Origin of the sequence: Shimia sp. NS0008-38b (assembly GCF_040370365.1) — a bacterium.
Classification (GTDB): Bacteria; Pseudomonadota; Alphaproteobacteria; order Rhodobacterales; family Rhodobacteraceae; genus Shimia.
The window spans coordinates 38,865-64,822 of the sequence record NZ_BAABWQ010000005.1 but is presented as its reverse complement, the minus strand read 5'-3'; the positions used below and the strand labels follow the sequence as shown (position 1 = coordinate 64,822).

Here is a 25,958-nt window from a genome sequence, read left to right as displayed (position 1 = left end):
TGGACGACCCCGGTGATTGTCCCCTTGCGGGGCTGATAAGTAGGGCGGGACACCCCGCCCTACTTCATTCCAGACAGCGTGATCCCTTCGATAAAGCGGCGTTGCGCTACCAGAAACACGATGATCAGCGGTGTTACGATGACGGTGGCTGTGGCCATCATGGGGCCAAAGAACGACCCGTCGCCGTCGCCTTTGAATTCCCTCAGGCCCAGCGGTGGTGTGAATAGATCGCGGTTACCTGTCACCACGATGCGCGGCCAGAAATAATCATTCCAATGGGCCACAATAGAAAAGATCGCAAAAGCCAAAAGTGCGGGAATGGCAGTGGGCAGCATGACCCGCCAAACAATGGCGAGTTCGGACATGCCATCCATACGGGCAGCGTCGATCAGATCATCGGGTACCGTCATGAAGAACTGGCGCATCAGGAAAATGCCAAAGACCGAGATAGTCCACGGCACAACAAGCGCCGCGTAAGTGTTGGTCAGCCCGACCTTCGCTAGCATGATGTAGAGCGGCAGCGCGATGGCGTGCACCGGAATTAGCAGGCAAAAGAGCACGAGACCAAACACGGCCTCCCTCCCCCAGAATTTGAGCTTGGCCAAGGCGTAGGCGGCAGGAAGCGCCACAACGATCTGGATCAAGAAAATCGACGCCGTGACGATTACGCCATTCACCAGATAGCGCAGCAACGGCGCTTCGCTGAAGGCTTTGGTGTAGTTGAACATGGCCGGGCGCATAGCGCAGTCTGCCTCGGCCTGATCGATGAGGGCAGCGCTGATGTCTCTGTCTGACTGGCCAGGGAAATCGGCCCGCGCAGCGGCGATGTCGTCGCGGTTGGGATCACGAAGCTTCACACAACGCTCATCCACCATAAGCTCCTGACGCCCAAAGAAGCCTCCTTCGCCGCGATCAATCTCGCCGGGGCTCTTGAAGGAATAGCTGACCATCATGTAAAATGGCGCCAGCACAACGATGGCACCAAAGATAAGCACCATATGTTTGAGGATTTCGCGGGTCATCCGTAGTGCACCTTGCGCTCGACCAGCCACCGCTGGATCAGGGTGAGAAACATAACAAAGGCGAGGAACAGCATGGTGATGGCCGAGCCGATCCCGATCAGGTTCTGCTGTACACCTTTCTCAAAGATGGCGAACATCATCACATAGGCGGATTTGTTTGGCCCGCCACCTTGCGGCCAGAAGGCCTCAATGGTGTCAAACGCCTGAAAGGCACGGATGCAAGAGATGGTGACGACAAAAACCGTGGTCGGGCCAAGCGCAGGCCACGTGACCAAACGGAACCGCTCCCAGCCGGATTTGGCCCCATCCATTTCGGCCGCGTGATACAGCTCACGGTGCACCGAGGTCAGACCAGCCAGATAGAGCACCATGTTAAAGCCAAAGCCTTGCCAAACGCCAATGAAACAAACCACCCAGATCGCGTAATCCGGATCGCCAAGCCACAACGGAAAGCGGTCAACGCAGCCGTTCGCAATGAAAGGGATCACTTCAAGCAGCGTGCCGCAGCTCATCTCAAGCACGTGGTTCACCATGCCAATCGATGGATGCAGCATGAACTCCCAAACAATCGCCATCGCCAGAAGCGTGGCCATCACAGGCAGGAAATAGATGGTTTTATATACCTCGCGAAACCGCCCCAACGAGTTGATCAGCAATGCAGCCCCAAGCCCAAAGCCGACGGAGATAGGTACCACCGTAACCACATAAGTGAAGGTCGCAACAAACATCTTTTCATACGTGGAACGGGTGAATAGTTTTTCGTAGTTCTTTGTGCCAACCCAATCAAACCCGTTATTGCCCAGCGAATAGTTGGTGAAGGACAAAAACCCTGCGACCAGCACCGGCACCAAAAGGATCACAAACATCAGGACCAACGCAGGCGCCGTCAAAGACCACGCCGCCCGCCCCTCCTGTCGCTGAGCACTTAGTGCTGTGGTCGTTGCTGGGGTGCATGAACACTCAGTCATAGCCATGTTACGCAACCTCATGAGAGGATGCAGTGGCACGCGTTTCGATACACCGCACCCGCTGGCCCTGACCGTCAAAGACAAGGGCGCGGGCGAGGTCAAATCGCAAGCCTACCAACGTTCCTATGCCCAAATCAGCACGTCGCGCCGCGTCCGCACGCACGACAATGCGGCCCTCAAGACCCGGAATACCGACCTGCACATAGAGTTCCGCGCCAAGGTTCTCTGTATGCGCCACAGTGCCTTGAAAGACAGGATTTTCGCTGCAAAGCTGCAACGCCTCGGGCCGCAGCCCCAGCGAGACCGCCCCGTTGATCCGCTCCGTTACCCGCAGATCCAACGTTTGGTCAAAAAACGCCAACCGCCCGCCGGCCTCACATCTGACCGGCAATATGTTGATCTTTGGAGAGCCAATAAATTCGGCCACCTCGATGGTGTCAGGGTCTTCATAGATCACATCCGGCGTTGCACATTGCAAAATGCGCCCTCCCATCATCACTGCGATCCTGTCCGACATGGTCATGGCCTCGACCTGATCGTGGGTCACATAGATGAATGTCGCCTCCAGGCGGCGATGCAGTTGGGCGATTTCGGCGCGTGTCTGCACGCGCAGCTTGGCATCAAGATTCGAAAGCGGCTCGTCCAACAGAAAGGCTGCCGGATTGCGCACCAGCGCACGGCCCAATGCGACCCGCTGACGCTGACCGCCAGAAAGCTGACCGGGTTTGCGATCCAAAAGATGCGCGATCTCAAGCATGTTGGCGGCTTGGGAAATCTCGGCGTCGATATCATTCACAAGCCTGCGCGCCCCGGGCATAAACCGTCCGAGAAATGGCATACGTTGCCAACCGTTCAACCGGCGCATCTTTAGTGGCACAGCAATGTTCTCCAATACCGTCAGGTGCGGGTAAAGCGCATAGGATTGGAACACCATGGAGAGGTTGCGGTCTGCAGCACGGCGTCCAGCAACTGACTTCCCACCGATATGGATATCGCCTTCGCTCTGCTCTTCCAGACCGGCAATGATCCGCAGCAACGTGGACTTGCCACAGCCCGATGGTCCGACCAGAGACACAAACTCGCCGTCTGCGATGTTTAGTGAAACGCCCTTAAGCACATCGACGTCGGCAAAACGCTTGGCGATGTTCTCGATCTTCAGTCCTGCCATCCGATTCCTCCATCTGACAGGGCGGGTTTAGGCAAGCGGACCGTCAGTTTTGTGACGTCATATTAGCGTGACTAATAGCCCCTAAGGTTTGCGCAACACAGGAGACCTTATGCGTGCCAATCATCATCGTTTCGTAGCCTTCGCTCATGTGGTGCGCGAAGGCAGCTTTTCAGCGGCTGCAATCTGTCTTGGGGTAACGCAATCTGCTGTCACGCAACATGTGGCCAAACTTGAAAAACAGGTGGGCTCACAGCTCCTCTTGCGCAGTCGCGACGGAGTAACACTCACCCGAACAGGACGCGAACTATATGACCTAGCGGATCGCATGGTGACGCTGGATGCCACCATCACCGAAAGGCTCGAAGGCTTTGAGGCTATGGAGCGCGGTCATATCCGGATCATCGCCAACGCACCGCTCCCAGCCTTAAGAGCTGTCAGTCAGTTCCGCCAAACCTATCCGGAGGTGGAAATCGAGTTCGCACTCTATGACTGGACAACTGCGACCCAGTTGCTCAGGGAACGCCGGGCGGACGTCGGCCTTATCACCGATCCCCCTGATGTCGACGACTGGGAGCGACTGACCATTCAAAAATCGCGCTATGTTGCTTACGTTCTTCCCTCTTCGCCTTTGGCAAACCGAAAACATCTGCACTTCAGTGAGTTGGCAAAAGAAACCATCATCTTGCCCGAAAACGGCTCGCTAACAGAACGCGTCGTCCGCGAGACGCAAGCTGCGCATGGCATCCAGTTCCGGCGTTCAATCAAGATGACCACGTTCCCCCTCATGTGCGAAGCGGTTCTCCAAGGCGCTGGAATTGCCATTTTTCTCAGCAACAGCGGGCTGATTTCTAGAGGACTTGTTGAAATCCCCGTGGCGGAGCTGTCGCAGGAGCATGAAACCGCAGTGGTCGCACCAAAGGATCGGGCGCGCCTGCGACTGGCCAAGGCCTTTATAGAAATCGCATCGTCATCAGGCTTTAGGTAAACAGAGAACGTTATTCGCAAGGCGAAGAAAAGCTTACCCAAACCAGAATTATTCATTTCGATAGCGGGCCGAAGCCTGTAGCAATCGGTGCTCACTCGTCACAATTGTGATCTGTACGACATAGCTGGCAATTAGTGCGCGCTTTACCGCTGCCGAAAGGCCGCAGCTTGCGGTCGAGGGCGCAAGTACCAACACCAAACACGGTGGGCCTCGAGCGCGATAAGGGAACCAACATGGACAAGGGTTGATACCGCTTCGTTCCAATCATGCAAAGCGGCCCAATGTACCAAGCTCAGCACCGCAGCGGCATAGGTCTGCCGTTACAGCCACTTCAAACAACTGCCCATTTTACGCATGAAGTAACCCATTCATGTCGGCGCCAACGGCAGAAAGATGATAAACACGATCCAGCAGGTTCCGATCTAAAGGCGTGACAACTCATCAACCACGTCCGTCAGCGATGCCTTATCCGGCAGGTAGAAAAGTGTGTGCAGCGGCGCATAGCCCAAAGAGGCAACGCCCAAGTAACCGCGGCTGCGTTTTAGCCATTGCGGTCCGCGCCATCCTTTCAGCAGCAGCGCCAGATGGGGGCACCATCATCAGTATCATTAACAACCATGCGGTGGTTTCACCGGAAGGGTGGACAAATTGGAGGCAAATCCGATGACCATCGGTTGTCAGCGCGGTGAAGGTCATCATGATCCCGGGGGAAACTAGCACTGACCATGTGAGGTAAGGTGAGTTTGAAGCAAAGAAACGTTGCATACCAGGGTCCATCCTTATGTGGGCGTTGGGACGATACGCCCGAGCCACGGTTTTCTTCGCAGTTCGAATGATATTTTCATTTCTTGAGAGCAGGGATCATCCGGGCCAGAGTGCCATCCTTGCGCACGAACTGATTGAAAAAAGCAGCAACGGCGTGAGCTGTGATAAGGCCAAAGAGCACAACGTTCATAAGCCAGTGCACATAGCCCAGATCAGCGATACCGTTCCATGTCACTACGCCTGTGATAACAATGGCAATCAGAGCGCCGTAAAGCGACCAGTGAACAATTGTGGCAATCTTGGCTTGCATAGGGGGTGTGCCGGGTGCGCGACCAGGCGCGCCATCGCGGTAGTGCAGATAGATCCGTGCCATAACAGCAACAAAGATCGTCAATCCAAAGCTCACATGAACCCAAGCCATGGTCATGTCATTGCGAGCGGGCGTGGCGACTGTCTGCATGGCCGCAATGGTGCGTTTTATCGGCTCGTTGAAAAGCCATTGCACCCAGATAGCTGCGAAAACAACCCAGTGCAAAATTATTTGCGTTGGGCGGTAAGCTGCGGGAATTGTGTCCATGGCGTTCTCCTATTTGTCGGTCCGCAAAGTTACAGCGACACCTGCAGGATCGGTACCACGCAGCACATTGCCGTCCTGACGCAGATGGTGAGAGGCAGCAGGAAGGTCGCCATGGACGAGCAGCTCGTAATGCACCAACCCAGCCATATCTTGCGGCATAGGCGGTTTATTGGGGCCGGCCCAGATATTCATGGCTAAACGGTGCGTGTTGGGCGTGCCCGCGCCCATATCGGCAAAGCCCCAGGCATCAAGCGTCAGATGACGCTCAAATCCAAGGGATTCGAACCAATCCAAAGCGGGCTCGAGTGCTGCCACTTTGAGGTGCAGATGCGCGAGGTAGCTGTCATCCGCCAAGTGTGTCATCGGGTCTGCATCCGCCGCGTGAGCCAGCTCGGCTCTGACATCGAGTGGCCCGCGGCCAGAATGCGCGTTGCCTTCGACATCGTACAAAGTAAGGGTTCTAGACATATCGCCAAAATGGCTAAACCGTTCCGGTGTCTCGTATGTAATCTCAATCTCCAAACCATCAGGATCGTGGAAATATAACGATTTCGCCATTAAGTGATCCGTCGGCCCGACTTGGACATTCAGTTGGATCAAACGGGCAAGCATGCGCGAAAATTCCACCTGACTGCGCACGCCGATTGCGACGTGATACATGCCCGTAAAGGGCGCTCTAACAGGCCTGTCCGCACCGGGGCGCAAAACTATAAGGGTTCGATGCGTTGTTCCCAATGCGATTCCCGGCGCTGTAGAGGTGCGTTCAATCAGTCCCAAGGCCGAGCTCCAAAAGGCAACCGCGCGATCAAGGTTGGTCACCTGAAGTTCGACCGCTCCCCAAGACAGGCGATCACTTAGCGGAGATAAATTTGTATTGGCGGAAGACGTGAAATTGAGCATAGGAGGCAACCTTCTGAAGAAAAAAGCGCTCCGGTGGGAGAAACCGGAGCGCGCTTGGGGGGATCAATCGCGTGGTGCAATTGGCGCTTTGTTCATCCGGCCCCAGATTACCAAAGCGGCCAGCGCGAATAGGATCACGTTCATCGGGACCACTTCGAGTTCACCGCGTGCGATGTGGAGGCCAGCGGCCAGAACCATGATCACGGCAAGACCGGCTGCGGCCAGTTTCGTCAGATTTGGCATGATGCGTGTCACTGATGGCAGGATCAAGCCAAGCGCGCCTGCGACCTCTGCAAGGCCAATGAATTTGATCAGCAGGAAGGGCGCGTTTTCTGCCCAGCCCATGCCCATCGCGACCAATTCAGCCGATCCGGACATCAGCTTCGTCGCGCCGGCCATCAGGAACATCGCAGCCAAAAGGGCTTGGGCGACCCACAGGCCAATGTTCCAGCCTTTGCTGGTTTTTACCGGATTTGTGTCAATCGTTGTCATGTCGTTTTCTTCCTATTAATCGCTTACACAGCGTTTATGATGAGAACAGAAATAAAGGTTTCCAATCGCGACATCATTATGCTCTTTGTTGACTAAACATTTACTGTGAGTTCATAATGGATACACTGCTCAGCCTACGTGTTTTTGCCGAAGTCGCTGAATACAAAAGCTTCTCTGCTGTGGCGGATCGCCTTGGCCTTTCGCCCGCGATGACCAGCAAACATGTCAAGCATGTCGAGGCGCGCGTCGGCGCACGCCTTTTGAATCGAAATAGCCGGAACGTCAGTCTGACAGAGGCTGGTGCGCGATATTTGCAGGTAATCCGTCCTTTGCTTGATGGCTTGAGCGAGTCCGAGGCGCAATTGGCCACCGATACTCTGTCTCCGCGCGGCACATTGAAAATTTCAATGCCTGTGTGGATGTCAAACCCAGCCTTCGCGAGAATTTTGACCGCCTACCATCACCAAAACCCCCATGTGGCGTTTGATATTGATCTGAGTGGCCGCAAAATTAACATGGTCGAAGAAGGCGTTGACTTGGCGCTGCGCGTTGCATTCAAGCTGGACGAGGGACTCATTGCCCGCAAATTGGGGGAGGTGACCTTTCAATTGGTTGCGGCCCCAGCCTTTTTGGACAGCTTCGGGCGCCCTCAATCGCCGAGCGATCTGAATGACGCGCCGTTGCTTGCTTATTCTCAGGTTGCTGGAGACGGTAGGATCAAATTCGGAGCGAAGAATGGACTAGATGTAAAACTCAGGCCCTTGTTGGTCAGCGGCAACGAAAGCATTCTTCGTGAAGCCGCAATGGCTGGAATGGGGTTTACAATGGTGCCAAGCTGGTCCGCACAAAATGATCTGAACGAAGGCCGCTTGGAAGTCGTCCTGCCAAAAGTTGAGTGGCCAAAACTGCAATTGCAAGCGATCTATGCAGACCGCAGCTATCTACCAGCCAAAACGCGCAGCTTTCTGGATTTTTTGGCTGGACCAAGTGGTATCGCCTCTGCCCTACGGGACTTTTCTTTAGCCTGAGGGGACGACTGGAAAATCTGGAACGTCTTTTTAAAGAAGAACCCTTCACTGCAGCGGCCATTTTCTAGGTCAGATGCCACTGACGTCAGCTATTCTATGCAAAACGATATAGCCCAGCCACGGCTCCTCAAGCACACGTCAATTGAGTTCGACTATCTTGCCCGGGTTCATGATGTTCTCCGGATCAATTGCACGCTTCAGCGTCGCCATCAGCGCATAAGCATCCCCATGCTCCTCTAACATGTATTTCTTTTTGCCAGTGCCAACTCCATGTTCTCCGGTGACCGTACCGCCAAAAGACAGAGCAACGCGGTTAACATCCGACGCAAGCGACTTGGCACGGACCAATTCGTCTGGATCGTTCGGGTCGAACAGGATCAACAAGTGAAAATTGCCGTCACCAACATGCCCGACGATCGGCGCAATAAGCTCAGCCTGTTCAATCAATTCTTTGGTGCGCGCAATACAGTCAGCCAACGCCGAAATAGGGACGCAACAGTCTGTCACGACACTGTCACAGCCTTTGCGTAGCGATTTCCCGGCGTAATAAGCGTTGTGCCGTGCAGCCCACAGACGATTGCGGTCTTCAACTTTGGTCGCCCATTCGAATCCCGAAACATCGAATTCCTCTCCGACGCTCTCAAACAATTCCACCTGTTCCTTCACGCTGGCATCTGATCCGTGGAATTCGAGAAATAGATGCGGCTTTTCGGGCAGATTCAGGTCGGGGTTGAACAGGTTCATGCCTTTCATCTGCATCTCGTCCAGCAATTCGACCCGCGCCAACGGAAGACCCATTTGAATGGCCATGATAACGCTATTTACGGCGTCGTCGACCGTTTCATAGGCACAGGTTGCAGCCAGAATTGCGTCGGGCTGACCGAACAGGCGCACTGTAATTTCGGTGACAATCCCAAGTGTCCCTTCAGAGCCAACAAAGAGATGGGTCAGGTCATATCCTGCCGAAGATTTTCGAGCACGCGAACCGGTTTTGATGATCGTTCCGTCAGGCAGCACGACTTCCAGCGCCAAAACGTTCTCCCGCATGGTGCCATATCGAACGGTATTGGTGCCCGAAGCACGCGTGGCCGTCATGCCGCCAATCGTGGCGTCGGCACCTGGATCAACCGTGAACATCAATCCGGTGGCGCGAAGTTCGTCATTCAATTGCATGCGCGAAACCCCAGGCTGAACAACTGCATCCAAATCGTTTTCGCGAATTTGGAGAACTTTGTTCATCCGGCTGGTATCCACGCTGATCCCACCATGGATTGGAATGACGTGACCTTCCAGTGAGGTGCCAATGCCAAATGGAACGACGGGCACATGGAATTTCGAACAGATCTTCATGATCTGTGAGACTTCTTGCGTGCTTTCGGGGAAAGCGACCGCATCTGGCAATGCCGGTTCCGAATAGGCTTCGTCACGGCCATGGATTTCTCGAATGCTCTCACCTGTCGAAAGGCGATCACCCAATAAGTTCTTCAACGCTGAAATGGCTGGACCGACGTTGCCCTCAATCATCTCATTTTCCTTCTTTGTCTGACTAGTAATTTCAAAACACCGGAGCGGGGATCAGCCCCTTCGAGATGCTGACGTTTGACTCACAATTTCAGCTGGCATCATTTGAAAACCCAGTCATAATCCTCGCGCAAAGTTTTTTTCTGCACTTTGCCCATGGCATTTCTGGGTAGAGTTTCGACAAACTCGATGCGTTTGGGTTGTTTGAACCGCGCCAGATCACCCTTGATACCGGCCATGATGTCTGAGGCTGAGGCTTCAGCGCCGGCCTGAGCAACCACGACTGCCACGACTGCCTCGCCAAAATCCGGGTGCGGGACACCGATAACGGCGCTTTCGTTAATGCCCTCAATCTCATCAATCAAAAGCTCGATTTCCTTGGGATAGATGTTGTAGCCGCCCGAGATGATTAAGTCCTTTTGGCGCCCGACGATATGAACATATCCGTCCTCATCGATACGCCCGAGGTCGCCCGTAATGAAAAATCCGTTGTCGCGCAACTCTTCAGCGGTTTTCTCGGGCATATTCCAATAGCCTGCAAAGACGTTCGGGCCGCGCACCTCGAGCACGCCGGTTTCACCTTGAGGCAAAGATACACCAGTTGCAGGGTCTGTGACCAACACCTCGATCCCCGGCAATGGAACGCCCACCGTGCCCGCGCGCCTGTCGCCCTCATAGGGATTAGAGGTGTTCATATTGGTTTCGGTCATGCCATAGCGCTCCAGAATGGCGTGACCGGTCACCTCGCGCCAGCGATCATGCGTTTCGGCCAGCAAGGGCGCAGAGCCGGATACGAAAAGGCGCATGTTCGCAGAAGCTTCGGCCAGCCCTTCAGAGTTAAGCAGGCGCACATAGAACGTCGGAACGCCCATAAGAACCGTGGCTTGCGGCATGTAGCGGAGGATGTCATCCCCCTCGAATTTGGGTATGAAGATACAAGACGATCCTGCCATCAGCGTGATGTTTGTCGCAACAAACAGCCCGTGCGTGTGAAAGATCGGCAAGGCGTGGATCAAGACGTCATCAGCGCTGAAGCGCCAAGCTTCCTTCAGAGTTTCGGCGTTTGACGCCAGCGCCTTATGCGTCAGCATGGCCCCTTTGGACCGCCCTGTTGTTCCGGACGTGTACAGGATTGCGGCGAGATCGTCTGGCCCTCTGCAGGCAGCATTGAACCCCGACGCCGCTGAGTCGCGCAGTTCAACCAATGATCCGCTTTCATCGGCCCCGACAGTCAACACTTTCACAACACCCGCGTCTTGCGCCACGGGTGAAAGCTCTCCTTCGCGTGCAAGATCACAGACAAAAACCCGTGGTTCCGCATCAGTCAGAAAGTACGAAATCTCAGCAGGCGTATAGGCTGTGTTGAGGGGCACAAACACGCCTCCAGCCAATACAGTGGCGACATAAAGCTCTAGCATCGCGATGGTCTTCGGTGCCTGCACGGCCACACGATCACCGGGCTCAACACCAGATGCAGCCAATACCTTTGCGACACGTTCGACATTTGCAAAGAAGGCCTCGTACGTGACCTCTTCGCCGGCCTTATGACTTCGCAAAAACATGCTTTTGGTTGTTCCGAGGCTGGCGGCGCGCAGCTTCTCCGCCAGATAGTTTCTCTGATACATCGTAACTCCTTTACGCCTTGGCCATCGCCGTCACACTAGGCGATACGGACACATTGAAATCGCTTGTATAGGCTTGATGGTTCTCTTCGATTTTGTCCCCATCGTAGAGGTAATTGACCATAACACCCCATGAATTGCTCATACCACGCAGGCTTAGATCGGCACGTGGGTGAACACCCAACAAGGTCGCCCCGTTTCCCAGATGAAAATGCGCCACCGGGTCCGCAGCTGTACCGGGTTCCCTTTTAGCTCGGGTCAAAAAACGCGCAGCGATGCTGGCGGCAATGGTATCTTCTGGCCCTTCGCCTTCACCAAGAGCGCTAAGCGCCGCCCTTTCAGTGCCACTTAACAAGGGGTCGTCGTCTTCCAAAGAGCGCGCGACCCAAGTCCTGAGGCCCGGCACAGGCGACAGTGTGACGAAGGTCTTTAGGTTAGGTCGCAATTTTTGCAGTTCTGCCACGACCTGTTTGATGAGGAAATTGCCGAACGAAACTCCCCGTAACCCTGAGTGGCAATTAGAGATCGAATAGAAGGTCGCAACTGTCGCAGTGTCGGGGTCCGTCTGCTCACGATCAGCAGCAAGGATCGGGCCAATCGCATTGGGTATCTCACTTAACAAGGCGACCTCGACAAAGATCAGCGGATCATCGGGCATTGCCGGGTGAAAGAAAGCAAAGAGCATTCGATCGGGGTCTCCAACACGCTGGCGCAAATCATCCCAATCTGCAATTTCGTGAACTGCCTCGTACGTGATGATCTTTTCTAGAATTTGGGCTGGTGTTGACCAGTCGATCTGACGCATCTCGAGAAATCCGCGGTTGAACCAAGAGGCAAAGAGATGCTGAAAATCCGCATCCAGCCCGCGCAACTTTGGATCTTGTCTAGCGTGGGTCAATAAATCGGCACGCATGGCAACCAGTTCAGCCGTCGCACCGGGGACTCGGTTGATCGTGCGGATCAGCTCTTGCGTCCGGGGCTCAGCCGCAAAGTGCAGCGCGCGTGCGGCGTCTATGTTTCCAGGTTTCCATGAACTTATGGCGGCTCTCAACGCATCTTTGTCCGGCCCGAATTCCTGGCTGACAGCGGAAAAGAAGGCTGCGTGTTCATCGCTCTTCGAGGCCGCGTACATATCAAGAATTTGGCGGGATATCATAAGTCCTGCGGCCTCGCTGCGATCACCGATCAATGAATGACATAGCGAAATTAGCTTTGCAGACGCATCTGCTGGCGCTTCTGTTCGGCTGCGCCCGGTCCCTGCCACTCTGGCAAGAATTTCACTTAGAAAACTTTGCTGCGCCATCGCGATCAGCCCTCCAAATGGGTCTATTTCAGATCGAGAGATCTGAGGAGACCGAACAACCACTTCATTACGTCTGCCCAACGTCAAATCTGTTAATCAAGTTGAGCGGCCGGATTTTCCAATGTATCGTCCCCGGCCCATCGAGCCACGAGGTGAAGAAGAATGATGACCATCGACACGGGCACGGCTACCGAAATCCATACCATTGGTATGCCAAGGGTGTCAGCTGTCAGGCCGGATTGGCGTGCCAGATATCCCTTTGCAAAACCACCCTTCAGGCCAATGAAGCAAAAGTAGATGACTGGTAAAATAAAGGTCAGAACCGCAACACTTTGGACCGCTTTTGCAAAGACTGCCAGCATGTGGGGTGGTTCGGGAAATACACTTTGCATCAAAACAGCATCCGACTGTGTCTTGAATGACAAGGTTGCGCCCAGAAGTCCGGTCCACACCATGGCGTAGCGAGCGACGTCTTCGGTCCAGACGGGGGGCGAAGAGAAAACATAGCGCGCTATGATCTGCACAACGACCGTCACGAACATCACGCAGACAGCAAAAACGGCGACCCGGCGCATCAGGAAGTGTAAGCGGTCACTGGTACTGATGATAAAGTGGCGCATCTTCATACTCCGGCTTTAGAAGGGGACGGGCCGCAGGGCACGGCCCTCCCATTTGTTTAGCGGCTTTCGTCAGACAGTTTCTTCCACAACGCGGTGTCTTCGGCTGTCATCAAATCTGAATCGTAGACTGGCAACGAGGCTTCGCGGAACACCGCACGCTCTTCCGGCGTGAGGCGCTGAACTGTCACACCCTTTTCCTCAAGCGCAAGCAGTCCGTTTATCGATGCCGCGGCGAGCCATTCCCGCGCTGCCGCATCTGCGGTTGCTACTGCCGCGTCAACGCTGGCACGATCCGCGTCGGACAACCCGTCATACCAACCTTTGGATGCAATCACCGCCCGTAGCGGCCAAATCACATCCGCATCGGCAAAGTTTTTGATGAAGTCTGTCTGACCAAACATCACCGGAATGAATGGCGAATTCAGGTAGCCATCAATAACGCCGGTTTGCAGGCCAGCAGGGACTTCTCCCCAAGGCACGATTGTGCCGCTCGATCCCCAAGCTTGATACATAGCGATCTGCGCATCGTCCAAAGCACGCATCCGCAGCGATGCCATGTCCGCCGGAGAGCGCACTGCCTGTGTTGTTGTGATCACGCCGGATGCGGGTCCCAGTGGAGCCAAAGCCAACAGGACCGCATCCTGCTCTGACAGGTTTTCATTGATGCGAGTGTAAACGTCGCCCGCAGCCAGGGCCCGGTCCATATGCGCGATGTCTGAGAAAATATACGGCAGTCGGACGCCATAGATAAACGGATCAACCTGCGCGACGGCACGCACATCTGACAATGAAATCTCAAGTAGTCCTGTAGAGACTTGATCGAATTTCTCGGCTTCATTGCCGACAGAGCCGCGCGGCATTTCACGCACGTCCATGCCTGCGTCTTTCAGCGCATTACCAAAGGCAAATGCCCAGTTGTACGAGCCTGAAGTCTCCAGATCTGGCTTGCTGTCCAATGCGATTTTGACCTCCGCCGATGCAGATGTAGCCGTCGCAAGCAATGCCGCAAGTGTAAGTGCCTTAAGTTTCATGAATCGTCCTCCCTTAGTTTTGGTTAGTTCACAGAAAATCCGAACAGGCGTGGCAATGTGAGGCTTAGCGCCGGCCAATAGACCAAAGCGAGCAACAACAGCACCTGAACGAAAATGAAGGGCAGCGCAGCGTAAGCCAACCGCCAATAATTGAGGCTTGTCAGGGCCGATACGACCACCAGGCACTTTCCTAAGGGCGGCGTAATTAGACCGACGCAAAGGTTAAAGCACAACACGATACCCAGTTGGATTGGGCTTATGCCCTGTTCCAAGGCTTGCGGGGCAAACAATGGGATCAACAGGGTCAAGGCAACGGGTGTATCCATGAACATGCCCGCGATCAGGAAGATGCACACAAGGAAAAACAGGTACTTTGTCCCTGTCAGCCCGAACGAGTCGACCCAGACCGCCAGAGCTTGTGACCAGCCAAGCTGACCTGCCAGATACCCCAGAACCGAAATCGCAGCGAGAATGATAAAAATCGTGCCGGTCATCTTTGCAGTGGCCTCAACCGCGTCAAAGATCATCTTCCAATTTAGCCCTTTGTAGAACTGGCCAGCCAAAAGCGCGAAGAACACCGCGATGGCGGACCCTTCTGTGGGTGTCGCCAACCCGAACACAAGCGAGCCAAGGATCACAACAGGCAAACACAGTGCTGGTGCCGCGTTCAGCAAGCTTGGCAAGAACCGTGGCAGATCGTCAGACGCCCCGCCGGGGTGCCCTTTGATATGCGCAATGATCGCGTTCAGACCCATCAGGGCTACTGCAAGCAGCAGGCCGGGCACAACGCCTGCAATGAACAGGGCCGCGACAGATGCCCCTGTCAAGCCACCGTAGATGATCATGATGATCGAGGGCGGGATAATCGGCCCAATCATCGAAGATGCCGCGGTGATGGCCCCCGCATAGTACGGGTCATAACCGCGCGCTTTCATTTCGGGCACGAATGTACGCGACAGAGCAGCACTGTCTGCGATCGCCGATCCCGAAATGCCCGCAAAAAAGACGCTTGTGAGGATATTCACATGTCCCAGTCCGCCGCGAAACCGACCAACAATAGCCATCGCAAAATCGATTAGGCTGCGCGTTACTCCGGCGCGGCTCATTATCTCTGCCGTCAGAATGAAGAGTGGCATCGCCATAAAGGCGAAGACGTCAAGTTGGGCAAATATGCGTTGGGGTAGGATCGACAGGAATTGGCTTTTGTCGACCGCGATAAACGTCACGACAGACACCGCGCCCATCAGATACGCAAAGGCCGTTCCGCTTATCAGCAGCAAAACAAAGATGATCGGGATCAGCCACATGTTAAACCGCCGTCCGCAAAGCGGAATTTTTGGGTGCAGGTTCTGCGCTTAGGTCAGCGGGATGCGTCACAATAGACCTCAGATCCACATCGGAATTAGGGAGCGTATGCAAATTTGCCAGAGGGCGTGCCGTCTCCTCTGAGCGATCAAAGAGCTCTTCCACAGCTTTCGCGGCGCTGAGCAGCCCTTCGTCGCCTCGAAGCGGCCCCAACATCTGCAGGCCGAACGGCAGACCTGCCGCATCCCGACCACAGGGCAGCGTGATCGACGGCCCCCCCGTCAATGACCCCCGATAGCAGAGCGCGAGCCAGCGATAGTAGATGTCCATTTCCTGCCCATCGATGTCTTTGGCATAGGGCTGCGTCCACGCAAACGGCGACACTGGCGATGTCGGCAACACGATCACATCAAACTCCGCCATCAGCGCGTTGAATTTACGCAAAATCTGGGTTTGCTCGGCATGAGCCCAACCACGATCGGCCAGTGACATAGCTTTACCAAGGGCGACATTTTCTTTGATATGTTCACCGAAGCTGTCGGGGTCCTGTGCCATAGCCTCGCCAAAGGCCACGCCAAAACTTTCGGCTCGGAGAATATCAAAACAGCGGTCCATGTCTCCAAGGTTTAGATCCGCCGCACGGCATTCTTTGACCTGAGGACGAAGCACCTCAAGTCGCGCACGGAACGTATCTCGGATGCTTTGTTCGACCGGAGCACCGCCAAAGTCTTCGCTGAAACCAACCCGCAGGTCTTTTAGGTCTGTAGATGGCAACTTCGCGAAACGGCCCGTGACAGAGGGCTCGGTCAAAGGGTCATCTGCGTGATAACCCTGACACACGTCCAGCATCAGCGTCAGATCATCTACTGTACGCGCCATTGGGCCAAGCACTGAAATGCCCGACCATCCCAAGGGTCGTGTGGGATGGGCGATCACATCAACAGAGGGCCGATAGCCTACCACAGCACACAGTGCCGCAGGCATGCGAAGCGATCCACCGGTGTCCGACCCTGTGCACAGCGGAACGAAATTGGCCGCAAGTGCTGCAGCAGAGCCGCCAGACGAGCCGCCCGCAATGAGATTGGCATCAAAGGGATTGCCCGTCGCCCCCCAGACCCGATTGCGACTGTTTCCGCCTGCACCCATTTCCGGGACATTAGTCTTTGCCAGAATAATGGCGCCCGCCGCCCGCAACCGCGCAACCATCGGCAAGTCGTTCTCGGGGATGTAACCCCTCGCACGAACACTGCCATGGGTGGTCAACAAGCCTTTGGTGTTTTGCAAATCCTTTACGCCAATCGGCAAACCATCGAGTGGCCCCACCGGGCATCCATCCTGCCAACGCTCTGTCGCGGCCTCTGCGCAAGCGATGGCGCTCTCGATATTCATTGCGGCGATGGCGTTTATTTTTGGGTTGAAGCGGGAGATTTGCTCGAGGCAAGCCGTCAAGTAGGCACTCGGCGTCAAAGTCCGAGCCTTAAAGGCTGCAAGAACTTCACAGGCTGATCGCGCGAGCAACGCGTCCCCGCTCAATGGCTCACACCAAGTATCGCAATTGTTCGAATTCACACCCAAGCCCTCCCAAACCGCGTGTTTGGTTAAGATAAAGTGGGATCTATTTAGAAAAAAGTGAAAAATTCGCCAATAACATTAACCAAATGGAATAGTTCTTAGATCCTCAGTGGTTTGCCGCAGGCATTTAAGGAACAACGCCAGTGTCGCGTTCTGCGAAACTTGGTCTTTGCGCCAAAAGCAGCGCGCCTCTGAAAGCAAGTCACGTGTATCAAGTGGCAAGATCACGGTTTCTCCCCGCGCGGCCTGAGCCTGCGCGAGCCGCTGCGGAAGCAGTCCAAGTGCAGGCATCGCCCGTATTAGCTCAAGATTCAAGGCAATCGACAAAGATGCGACTGTATTATTGGGAGGCGACAAGCCATTTGCTGCAAAAAGAGCATCCACCGCCTGACGGGCGACCGAGTTCGGCTGCGGCAATATCCAAGCATAGCTAGTGACATCCGCCCATGACACGTCCACTTCTTGCGAAAGCGGATGATTACGCCCGGCGACAACAACAATGGGCTCTGAGAACAACGCCATTTGGTCAATCCCGGCCAATTCCTGAGGCTGCCAAGTTCTCGCGATCACCAGGTCCAGCGCGCCCGCCTCAAGTTGTGGCAACAGCTCAACAAAATGGCCCTCGGAGACAGATACATTTGCCTGTGGCGTGCTGCGCTTTAACAGTGCAATGGTGCCGGGCAACAAAGTGGGCGCAACTGAACTAACGACGCCAACAGATACAGAGCCGGACACGCCGCTCGTCATCGCCTCAATGTCAAATGCTGCGCGATCAAGTTGACCAAGTGCTTGGCGGGCATGATCTGCAAGACGGAGGCCAATAGGCGTTAGGTAAAGCCTGTTTCGGTCTCGTGTAACAACAGGCACGCCTACTATCTTTTCCAACTCGGCAATCTGTTTTGACACGGCTGGCTGCGTAACGCCAAGCGCCTCAGACACACGCGCGACCAGCTTGAGATCTGAGAGTGCCACGAGCGCACGCAAGTGCCGAAGTGTGATACCCTGTTGAAAACTCTTACCCAGAATGTGTTCCACCTCCACGCAACGCCAAACCTGCGGCGCGATCGCCTTCTGAAAGTGCCGTGAGTTTGGTTCACACGGCTCTACACTCCGCCGCCCTCTTTGAAAATGGGTTTATTGACAATCACGATTTGCGATTGCTTGTATGGAAGTAGTCTCAGCGCGCGTAGAAGGCCTTACCTCTGGCGCATGGCCTTTGTATTTGCGTTGCAGTATTGGGTGGAGGGCTCAGACGTTCTCCGTATTAGATCTCTAACCCCGGCTCCAGACTCATTCAATGTGCCGCGGAATTTGGCCCGCGTTCCCTACAGTACACAAAGCTCGAACGGCAAGTAAATTTGACATTTCCATGACTGATCCGTCGATCTGTCATGCCGTACCACAAAGACAAATCGGCGTTGACTGGTGCACAATCCCAGAAGATACGGCGCGACATCCGAGGTCCGCTAGGTGCCCACAGGTGCCAATGCTGTGTTGAGGCTTGGACTGGGTTGTGTCGCCGCTCAGTTTCGTCGCAAAGGTCGAATAATCGGAAGGCGGTCTTTTACGTTATGGTATCTAAGGAGCACGCTATCCACTGACGGCTACCGCATCGCCAGCCAAAACAGTGGGCATATCTTGCTTTAAGCGCTCAAGGAACGCCTCGAACGCCGGTAGCAAGCCACGGCGCGATGGCATCAAAAGGCTGATCTGCGGGCGACCTGCTGTCCAACTCGGCAAGGCACGCACAAGAGATCCGGTTTCCACCTCTGATCGACAAACGTAGGCTGGCAGCGCGACAATCCCCAAAGACAAAGTTGCGGCGTTTTTGAGCGTCGACATATCGTCACTGGCAAAACGCACTGGGCAAGGGACCGATGCGGTTTGCCCGTCGCCGCCCGTGAGCAACCATTGATGCGTTGCTCCCGGCCGACCAAGGACCAATGCCGGGTGATTTGCCAGCGTGACTGGATCGGCACCTTGATCCAAAGTGTCATGGTACTCAGGCGAACAGAACAGGTGCCATTCCACCCGCGCGAGTCGCATCTGGATCAGGCTCGAGTCTGGTAGAGTGTCAACATGGCCCCGTATCGCCACGTCGATCCCGCCCTGTATCAAATCCTCCATCTGATTTGACGCCCGCTGGACCACCGTTACGCCGGGATTGTCCTGCAAGAAACGCGGCAAGATCTGATCGAGGCCGAATTGCGCCATGCCGACCGAACAGGATACCGTAACGGTCCCCTCTATAGTGTTGGTTTTGCGGCGGACGGCGGCTTCGGCGATCTCGAACCGCGCCAAGGCGTCTCTAGCATGGCGATAGTATTCCTTGCCAACCTCTGTCGTGGTGACGATGCGCGATGTGCGCTGCAATAGGCGCACGCCAAGGTCATCCTCAAGTTGACGCACACGGCGGCTGAGGCGTGATTTCGGGATAGCCAACGCCCGCGCCGCAGCGGAAAAGCCGCCCTTCTCCACAACCTGAACAAAATAGAATGCGTCGTTGAGATCCATCCTGATCCCTCCAAACGTTCCAAAAATAGAACGATGAGTTCTAGTATTGACGGATTTTCCGTCAATTGTCTCGTTGATAATATCAATTCAACAGAAGCGAGAGACTGACATGAACACGCAACATATCGACAAGCTCGCAGGTGTCCCCTGCGAAACCCATGCTCTAAGCGAGGGGCGCCCGCTCACAATTGGAGACGGTTTTCAGGCCCAAAGCTATCAACACGCAGAATTTCGGGGGCTGATGGACCCTCTGATTATGGTGGATCACTTCGTGATGACAGAGCCCACATTAGGGACACATGCCCATGCCGGGTTGTCCGCCGTAACGGTCATGTTCGAGGACAGCGAAGGCGCGTTTCACAACCGCGACTCCCTTGGTAACAACCTCGATCTGGCACCCGGTGATCTGTACTGGTTCAAGGCCGCGCGCGGGGCCCTTCACTACGAATCAACCCGCCCCGGTGCCAGAACCCATGCGTTGCAGGTCTTCGTCAACCTCTCCGCAGCGCATCGGCATGACGCCCCGTCCGCCTTTCACGTCGCTGCGGCGGACATTCCACGGCTTGAGGGCGAGCGCGCCAATGCACGGTTGGTCCTTGGTAAAGTCGGCCGACTTCAGGGAGCGATTGCGCCGGACAGTCCGCTGACGCTGCTTGATATCGACATGAACGCAGGTGGCCGGTTCACGCATTCAGGTGACAAGGACCACCACGCATGGATCCTTGCCATCACGGGAATCTCTCGCGTGACGTGGAACGCAGGGTTTGCCGATCTGCGGCCCGGCGAGGCCCTCGCATGCGCCAATGCCACCGACATCTCATTTTTCTCGGAACACGGCGCAAAGGTCGTCCTGTTCCGGGGCCAACCCCTTCGTCAGCCCTTTGTCCAAAGAGGCCCGTACGCCATGGGCAACACCCAAGAGCTTGACGCAGTCGAGGCGGCCTACCGTTCCGGTCGCCTCGGATCGATTGACTGAAATCGATACCACCGAAAACCAACCTTGAGAGGAGAAGACCATGACCACTTTGCACAATCCCGAACCGCTGACACGTGAAAACGCCGCTGTGGTATTTGTCGACAATCAGGTCGGCCTGATGACAGGTATCCGCGACTATTCGGTCGCCGATCTGAAACACAACATCGTCGGTCTGGCGAAGGCTGCGAAGGCGCTCGGCCTGCCGATTGTCTCAACCACCACCTCGTCCCAGACACTCTGGGGGCCCGCCATTCCCGAGTTGCAAGAGGCCTTGCCCGGCCAGACCTTCATCGACCGGACTACGGTCAATGCATGGGATGACCCAAGGGTTGAAGAGGCCATTCGCGCTACCGGTCGGAGAAAATTGATCTTTGCGGGCCTTTCCCTAGAAGTCTGCGCCGCGTTTCCCGCCATGCAGGCCGTGCGCGAAGGGTATGAGGCCTATGTTGCCGTGGATGCCAGTGGCACCTTCAATATGACCAAGCGCGAAACCGCACTTGTCCGTTTGACCCAAGCCGGCGTGGTTGTTGCTGATGGCGCCAGCCTGATGATTGAGATCCTCGCAGACAATGCGAGCAGTCAGGCTGGTGAAGTCTACGGCGCGTTGGGCATGGACTGGTCGATCCTAGTCGGTCAAGTCCGTGAGAGTGCGTAGCGATGCATCGTTCTTCACACGCTCCTACCGCCGGTACCCGCATCACGGCATGCAAATTCAATTCTACTTTCTCTGCTTCTCGTCACTGTTCTGCTTGATCACGATGGGAACGGCTGCGACCCTCCATTTCAGAGGCGCAACCACCACAACAGAACGCATTGAAACCCAAATTAAGGGTGGGCTTGCGGCTCACCACAGGAGAAAACTATGTCAAATCAGCCTATTCTCGTCATCGGCGCCACTGGGAAAACCGGATCGCGCGTCGCAGCAAAAATTGAAGCCAAAGGCGTGTCCGTTAGGAGCGGCGCACGGCACTCTCAGACCCCTTTTGATTGGGAAGACCAAAGCACCTAGTTGCCGATCCTCAGTGGCGTTCTGCCGATGCCCGGCGGCGATATCGCGGAGCCGATCATCGACATCGATGATATAGCCGATGTGGTTGTTGCGGCACTGACCGAAAACGGTCACTTGGGTGAACGGTACGAAGTCACCGGCCCGCGCCTGATGACCTTTGCCAAAATGGCCGAGGTTCTCACCGTCACCTTGGACCGCACGATCCGACATATTCCAATTGGCTTTGAGGACTTCCACGCAAATGTCGCCGCCTCAGGCGATACATTCGTGGCAGATGTTTTCACCGCAATCGCCCGAGAAACCCTTGACGGGCGAAACGCCCATACAACCGATGGCGTCGAGCGCGCCTTGGGCCGCAAGCCGCGGGATTTCGCAGAGTTTGCGCAAACCGCAATGATCGCTGGTGCTTGGCAGAATGCGGGGGTTGGTGACAAGAGTCACCTGCCCAATTTTCACAATAAAAGCGAGTGACATGTCCACCATCTTCATCCTTCTGATCCAATGCGCCATTCTTTACTACGCCTACGTCGGCGGTGTTTTTCTTGCGTTTTCTGACTTCGTTGTGCGTTCGCTTAGGAAGACCAGCGGCCATGGTGGCGTCGAGGCCATGCAGGCAATCAACAGAGAAGTTTTTCGCTGGGTCTTTATGACACTGTTTCTTGGATTGGCAGCGGTTTCTTTGGTTATCACTGCTTATGGCGCTATTGCTCTTTCCGGCCCGTCCAGAACACTGATCATGCTTGCCGGTTTATTCTATCTGGTGGGCTGTTTCGGCGTCACCATCTTTTTAAACGTGCCGATGAACAAGGCACTGGCTCAGATGGAAATGACGGGCGCAAAGACCCAAGACTATTGGTTTCAAACCTATGTCCCGTGTTGGACTTTCTGGAATTCGGCTCGCACAATGGCCTGCGCTACTTCGGCCACCTTACTGCTAGTTGGACTCGTAAGGATGGCCCAAAGCCGATTGCTTTGAGTTCTTTATCGGAAGCGTCGGCCAGCCATTTGGAGGGATTTGCCGTCCTGAACCGACGCCAGTGATAAGGAGGTGTCAATGGCTCTCCTTCTATCTATCCCAAAACGCCAATGGCAGCTCTGTCCGTTTTGTGACAGTTCAGATGATTTCAGTTTATGCTCCTGCAGCGAAAGGCCGGTCCGACGGGCCGCGCGGCTGCAGAAGTGACGCCATGTAAATGGCAGGAATGAGCTGTTTGCATCCGTTTCGTTTCTTTTGCGCTCGTCACTTGCGGCGCATCAGAACGGAAAAGTTTTTCAAGCCCCGTTACTTTTCGCTTTCCGGTGACCTCTACGAACACCTACGCGGCGCGTGGACCGAACGATCCAAACGCGGGCTCTACAATGCCTGGTCATCGATGAGACGATCGACGCATCTGGTCTCTATAACCCTTCGGAACTGCCCAGACTGCGTGAGTGTTCGACGCGGTAAAAATCTCTGAGCAACCGCATTGGCGGCTCCTCCTACACACGAAAGGGCACGGCTTTTGCTAAGCCCTTGTCCTGTTTGTGTTGGTCGCTAGAAGCTCCTCTCCCTTGAGGTTTCAGCGGCGGTTTTTCCGACTTCAGTCTATTGTCTTCACGCAGCGTCTCGATCTCTTGGTCGATACCTTTGGAACGAAGTTGGTTAGATCGAACCGCCTTTGACTAGTTATCTTTGGCAACGGCTTCAAAAGAAGCAAAAACTTTGCTGCCAAAATTTCCATCCTAGATCGCCGCTTCAAGGAAATTGGGCAAAGTTGCCGCGAAAGCTTTCAGAGTTTCTGCTGCTTCTGCGACTTACGATCTGCCAATGTCTACAAGGCGCTGATGCGGGATTGCATACAGAAGGTTTCGGTACATGCTATTGCCCCAGGGCTATTGAATATAATGAACCCTCTCAATCGTGACGGCTAGATTCATTTGGCACAACGCGGTTGTTGGTATTTTAAGTCAGTTTCATGGATTTATGCCATCGTACTCAGAATGCTGTTTGATCGGACATACCACCTCAATGCGGCGCCGTTCTTGCAATGGCGATGTTGAGTAGCACTTGCCTACGTTTTGTCGTGGCTACCTCGATGGCGCGGTTCAATGCGTCGGGCAAATCGGCACCATCGGACACGGTTTCGGTCCACGCGCGGCTGGCGTCAGCGGTACGGGTGAAATCAGGGCTGGGCCGAAGTGAGGTCAGCGGCACTTCATTTGAGGCACGTGCCGCCCCTTCGGGATACAGCCCTTCGACCGAATGACGCACAGCGCCCCATTCTTCGTTGTTCAACACCAGCACGACCACCGGCACATCGTTTGCCTCCGCGACGAGGTGACACGCTGTGGGATTGGCGAACATATAGCTGCCATCCCCCATCGTGGCAAAGATCAACCGATCGGGGCACGCCATCTGCGCCCCAATGGCAGCCGGCAAACCCCAGCCAAGGCCACCAGAATGCGGTTCTTGAAAGTAGCTGTTGGGTTGGTCAAGATCGAGCGACATCAAAGGACACCCGAGTTCATGAAACACCGTCGCCCGGCGACCATGCTGTTCAGCTTGGACTTTGATCGCTTTGCCGAGGCACAAGCTGACCCAGTCTTTGGTCATTGGCGCGCCCGATCCGCTTTGCGCTGTTACCACCGCAGCCTCCCTACTGGTTTGGGCTGCCAAAGCGATGCTATCGCGACGCCGCGCAAGACATATCTGATCCGTTTTTTGATCCGCCAGTGCGCGGGTGAGTGCGTCGATCACGCGATCTACTGGCCCAGCCAAGGTGATATCTGCTTCGAAATTGCGCACAGGCGTTCGGGTAAACAGCGGATCTGGCCCAGAATGGATCACTGTGACATCATCCGGTAATTTCACTCTATCCGGAAACCACGGCGCAAGGGCGTCAAGAACCAGAACAACATCCGCTTTGGCCAGCCAAGGACCTGGGTCAGCCCCCACCTGACAAGGGTGCGATAAGGGGAGCGCCAATTGGTTTGACCAATAGTGCGACAGCGGCAAGGCATAGGTTTCGCACAGAGTTTGAAGCGCCGCAAAACCAGCAACACTACCTGCACCACGCTGCGCAATGACAATTGGGTTTTCGGCACCTGCCAGTGCTTTGGCCGCGCATGCCAGAGCGTCCGCATCAGGGGCTGTCACGACAGGTGCGATCCGCGAAGGCGCATCAAGACCGGCCGTTGGGCAAGGCTCGCACAACACCTCACGTGGCAGACTCAGATAAACTGGTCCTTTGGGCGTTGAATTGGCAATCGCCCATGCTCGGTCCATCACTTCGGAAATCTGATCGGCAAAACGCAATTCGTAGTGCCACTTCGTTGTCTCGCGAATGAGCGCTTCTTGATCGAACATCTCTTGCCCCCAACCGATCGGAACAGTCCGCGCCCCAAAGCGTGTGTGTTCGGTGACTGGCGTACGTCCAGACATCAAAATCATAGGCACTTGATCGCACCAAGCATTGATCGCGGCTGTCGCGCCATTCGCCAAGCCGACATTGGTATGCAGCAACACCGCCTGCGGGCGACCTGTCACTTGCCAATAGCCATGCGCCATCGACACCGCCGCATGTTCGTGAGGCACGGTTATCGGTTTGGGCAAATCAATGCCAGCGCGATGGGCTTCGACCAATCCTTCGATGATTGGTGGGAAATCCGTGCCTGAATTTGCAAACACATACTCCACGCCAAGCGCTTTTAGCTTGCCAAAGATTGCGCCGGCGGCGGTCATTGAGGGCGTATCGGTCATTCTGTGGCCTTTCAAGAGACAAACTTATCTCATATAACGAGATTCTATTTGCACATAATGAGATTGGTTGCCACATTGGGTCAAGCCTATTTCGGAGATCCCCCAATGGCCACCGCACTCAACCTGTCTGTTCTGAAAGCCTTTGACGTGCTTGATCTCTTTGACGAAACCCGTCCTGAGCTGTCAGTCGAGCTCGCGGCCCGCGAATTGCGCATGACCAATGCGACCACGCATAGGTTTTTGACCACCCTCGAAGTCGCAGGCGTCCTGACCGCTGTGCGCCGTGGGGTCTATGCGCCCGGTCCGCGACTGTCGCGTTTGGGGCGTATGGCCGAGGATCTGTCCCCCCTTCCGCCCAGCCTTCAGACCTTGCTCGATAGGTTGCGGCAGAACTTGGGAGAATCTGTCATGGCCTGTCGGTATACGCCGCGCGGTCCTCTCTGCGTGGCAGTGTCGCTCGCGCAGCGCTCAATTTCAGTACAAATCCGGACAGGCACCACCTTGCCGATGATGCAAACGGCGCAGGGACGGCTGTTTTTGGCGGGTATGTCGCCACGCGATCGTGCACAATGGGTGGCATCACAAGGCGAATGCAAAGACACACTGACCGCACTCGAGCCGCTTTTGACCCGTTTGCAGGCTGAGGGTCACGCACTGAATCAGGGCGATAATGAACCTGACATAGCCGCCATTTCAGTGCCGATCATAGTGGAGGGGCGCACAGTTTTGACCTTGTCCGCTTTTGGCACCCTGAGCCGATTTGATGAAGCGTTTTTCGAATGTGCTGAGAGCGTTTTGAAGCAGGCGGCAACCGAACTGATGGCCGCGATGGCGGCCTGAT

24 protein-coding genes are annotated in these 25,958 nt (G+C 55.2%); 8 read left to right on the top strand and 16 right to left on the bottom strand.

The window, feature by feature from the left end:
• Nucleotides 1–59 precede the first annotated feature (59 nt).
• From ABWV47_RS20755 to ABWV47_RS20745, 3 genes are all read right to left on the bottom strand, one after another.
• Complete coding sequence (locus ABWV47_RS20755) at nucleotides 60–1,022, bottom strand: carbohydrate ABC transporter permease (protein WP_353315323.1); 963 nt, start codon at nucleotides 1,020–1,022, stop codon at nucleotides 60–62.
• Entirely contained in the window at nucleotides 1,019–1,888 is an 870-nt protein-coding gene (locus tag ABWV47_RS20750) for a carbohydrate ABC transporter permease (protein WP_502959730.1), read from the bottom strand. Before ABWV47_RS20750 ends, ABWV47_RS20755 begins: the two co-directional genes overlap by 4 nt.
• Nucleotides 1,889–1,997: 109 nt before the next feature.
• Nucleotides 1,998–3,158 (bottom strand): ABC transporter ATP-binding protein, encoded by a 1,161-nt coding sequence (locus ABWV47_RS20745; RefSeq protein WP_353315321.1) that lies wholly within the window; start codon nucleotides 3,156–3,158, stop codon nucleotides 1,998–2,000.
• Nucleotides 3,159–3,267: 109 nt separating this feature from the next.
• Between ABWV47_RS20745 and ABWV47_RS20740 the strand changes: the two genes are divergently transcribed.
• On the top strand, nucleotides 3,268–4,143 hold the full coding sequence (locus ABWV47_RS20740) for a LysR family transcriptional regulator (protein ID WP_353315320.1): 876 nt from the start codon (nucleotides 3,268–3,270) through the stop codon (nucleotides 4,141–4,143).
• An 841-nt stretch (nucleotides 4,144–4,984) separates the two neighbouring features.
• Here ABWV47_RS20740 and ABWV47_RS20735 read toward each other — a convergent pair.
• The 3 genes from ABWV47_RS20735 to ABWV47_RS20725 all read right to left on the bottom strand — a co-directional run bounded on the left by ABWV47_RS20735 (nucleotide 4,985) and on the right by ABWV47_RS20725 (nucleotide 6,877).
• Entirely contained in the window at nucleotides 4,985–5,485 is a 501-nt protein-coding gene (locus ABWV47_RS20735; protein WP_353315319.1) for a cytochrome b, read from the bottom strand.
• 9 nt (nucleotides 5,486–5,494) lie between these two features.
• Nucleotides 5,495–6,385, bottom strand: coding sequence for a VOC family protein (locus ABWV47_RS20730; RefSeq protein WP_353315318.1), 891 nt, complete (start codon nucleotides 6,383–6,385; stop codon nucleotides 5,495–5,497).
• 63 nt (nucleotides 6,386–6,448) lie between these two features.
• Entirely contained in the window at nucleotides 6,449–6,877 is a 429-nt protein-coding gene (locus tag ABWV47_RS20725) for a DoxX family protein (RefSeq protein ID WP_353315317.1), read from the bottom strand.
• 116 nt (nucleotides 6,878–6,993) lie between these two features.
• Between ABWV47_RS20725 and ABWV47_RS20720 the strand changes: the two genes are divergently transcribed.
• A complete protein-coding gene (locus tag ABWV47_RS20720; RefSeq protein WP_353315315.1) occupies nucleotides 6,994–7,905 on the top strand; it encodes a LysR family transcriptional regulator in 912 nt (303 codons plus the stop codon).
• 138 nt (nucleotides 7,906–8,043) lie between these two features.
• Here the strand turns inward: ABWV47_RS20720 and ABWV47_RS20715 are convergent, their stop codons facing one another.
• The 9 genes from ABWV47_RS20715 to ABWV47_RS20675 form a co-directional block, all read right to left on the bottom strand.
• On the bottom strand, nucleotides 8,044–9,429 hold the full coding sequence (locus ABWV47_RS20715) for an FAD-binding oxidoreductase (protein WP_353315314.1): 1,386 nt from the start codon (nucleotides 9,427–9,429) through the stop codon (nucleotides 8,044–8,046).
• A 98-nt stretch (nucleotides 9,430–9,527) separates the two neighbouring features.
• A complete protein-coding gene (locus ABWV47_RS20710; protein ID WP_353315313.1) occupies nucleotides 9,528–11,051 on the bottom strand; it encodes a malonate--CoA ligase in 1,524 nt (507 codons plus the stop codon).
• 10 nt (nucleotides 11,052–11,061) lie between these two features.
• Entirely contained in the window at nucleotides 11,062–12,351 is a 1,290-nt protein-coding gene (locus ABWV47_RS20705) for a malonyl-CoA decarboxylase (RefSeq protein WP_353315311.1), read from the bottom strand.
• Between the two features lie 92 nt (nucleotides 12,352–12,443).
• Complete coding sequence (locus ABWV47_RS20700) at nucleotides 12,444–12,971, bottom strand: TRAP transporter small permease (RefSeq protein ID WP_353315310.1); 528 nt, start codon at nucleotides 12,969–12,971, stop codon at nucleotides 12,444–12,446.
• Between the two features lie 56 nt (nucleotides 12,972–13,027).
• Nucleotides 13,028–14,002: a TRAP transporter substrate-binding protein gene (locus ABWV47_RS20695; RefSeq protein ID WP_353315309.1), complete on the bottom strand. Its 975-nt coding sequence runs from the start codon at nucleotides 14,000–14,002 to the stop codon at nucleotides 13,028–13,030.
• 23 nt (nucleotides 14,003–14,025) lie between these two features.
• Nucleotides 14,026–15,309 (bottom strand): TRAP transporter large permease, encoded by a 1,284-nt coding sequence (locus ABWV47_RS20690; protein WP_353315307.1) that lies wholly within the window; start codon nucleotides 15,307–15,309, stop codon nucleotides 14,026–14,028.
• 1 nt (nucleotide 15,310) lies between these two features.
• Complete coding sequence (locus tag ABWV47_RS20685) at nucleotides 15,311–16,876, bottom strand: amidase (protein WP_353315306.1); 1,566 nt, start codon at nucleotides 16,874–16,876, stop codon at nucleotides 15,311–15,313.
• An 81-nt stretch (nucleotides 16,877–16,957) separates the two neighbouring features.
• Entirely contained in the window at nucleotides 16,958–17,914 is a 957-nt protein-coding gene (locus tag ABWV47_RS20680) for a LysR substrate-binding domain-containing protein (protein WP_353315304.1), read from the bottom strand.
• A gap of 555 nt (nucleotides 17,915–18,469) precedes the next feature.
• Entirely contained in the window at nucleotides 18,470–19,393 is a 924-nt protein-coding gene (locus tag ABWV47_RS20675) for a LysR substrate-binding domain-containing protein (RefSeq protein ID WP_353315303.1), read from the bottom strand.
• A gap of 109 nt (nucleotides 19,394–19,502) precedes the next feature.
• Between ABWV47_RS20675 and ABWV47_RS20670 the strand changes: the two genes are divergently transcribed.
• The 5 genes from ABWV47_RS20670 to ABWV47_RS20650 all read left to right on the top strand — a co-directional run bounded on the left by ABWV47_RS20670 (nucleotide 19,503) and on the right by ABWV47_RS20650 (nucleotide 22,354).
• On the top strand, nucleotides 19,503–20,369 hold the full coding sequence (locus ABWV47_RS20670; RefSeq protein ID WP_353315302.1) for a pirin family protein: 867 nt from the start codon (nucleotides 19,503–19,505) through the stop codon (nucleotides 20,367–20,369).
• Between the two features lie 40 nt (nucleotides 20,370–20,409).
• A complete protein-coding gene (locus ABWV47_RS20665; RefSeq protein WP_353315301.1) occupies nucleotides 20,410–21,024 on the top strand; it encodes an isochorismatase family protein in 615 nt (204 codons plus the stop codon).
• A gap of 207 nt (nucleotides 21,025–21,231) precedes the next feature.
• A complete protein-coding gene (locus tag ABWV47_RS20660) occupies nucleotides 21,232–21,378 on the top strand; it encodes a hypothetical protein (RefSeq protein WP_353315300.1) in 147 nt (48 codons plus the stop codon).
• On the top strand, nucleotides 21,379–21,849 hold the full coding sequence (locus ABWV47_RS20655; RefSeq protein ID WP_353315299.1) for a Rossmann-fold NAD(P)-binding domain-containing protein: 471 nt from the start codon (nucleotides 21,379–21,381) through the stop codon (nucleotides 21,847–21,849).
• Between the two features lies 1 nt (nucleotide 21,850).
• Nucleotides 21,851–22,354 carry an anthrone oxygenase family protein gene (locus ABWV47_RS20650; RefSeq protein WP_353315298.1) on the top strand — a complete coding sequence of 168 codons (504 nt, stop codon included), beginning with the start codon at nucleotides 21,851–21,853 and terminating at the stop codon, nucleotides 22,352–22,354.
• Between the two features lie 1,029 nt (nucleotides 22,355–23,383).
• Here ABWV47_RS20650 and ABWV47_RS20645 read toward each other — a convergent pair.
• Nucleotides 23,384–25,117, bottom strand: a complete 1,734-nt coding sequence (locus ABWV47_RS20645) for a thiamine pyrophosphate-requiring protein (protein WP_353315297.1) — start codon at nucleotides 25,115–25,117, stop codon at nucleotides 23,384–23,386.
• A gap of 105 nt (nucleotides 25,118–25,222) precedes the next feature.
• Between ABWV47_RS20645 and ABWV47_RS20640 the strand changes: the two genes are divergently transcribed.
• Nucleotides 25,223–25,957 carry an IclR family transcriptional regulator gene (locus ABWV47_RS20640; RefSeq protein WP_353315296.1) on the top strand — a complete coding sequence of 245 codons (735 nt, stop codon included), beginning with the start codon at nucleotides 25,223–25,225 and terminating at the stop codon, nucleotides 25,955–25,957.
• Nucleotide 25,958: the final 1 nt, after the last annotated feature.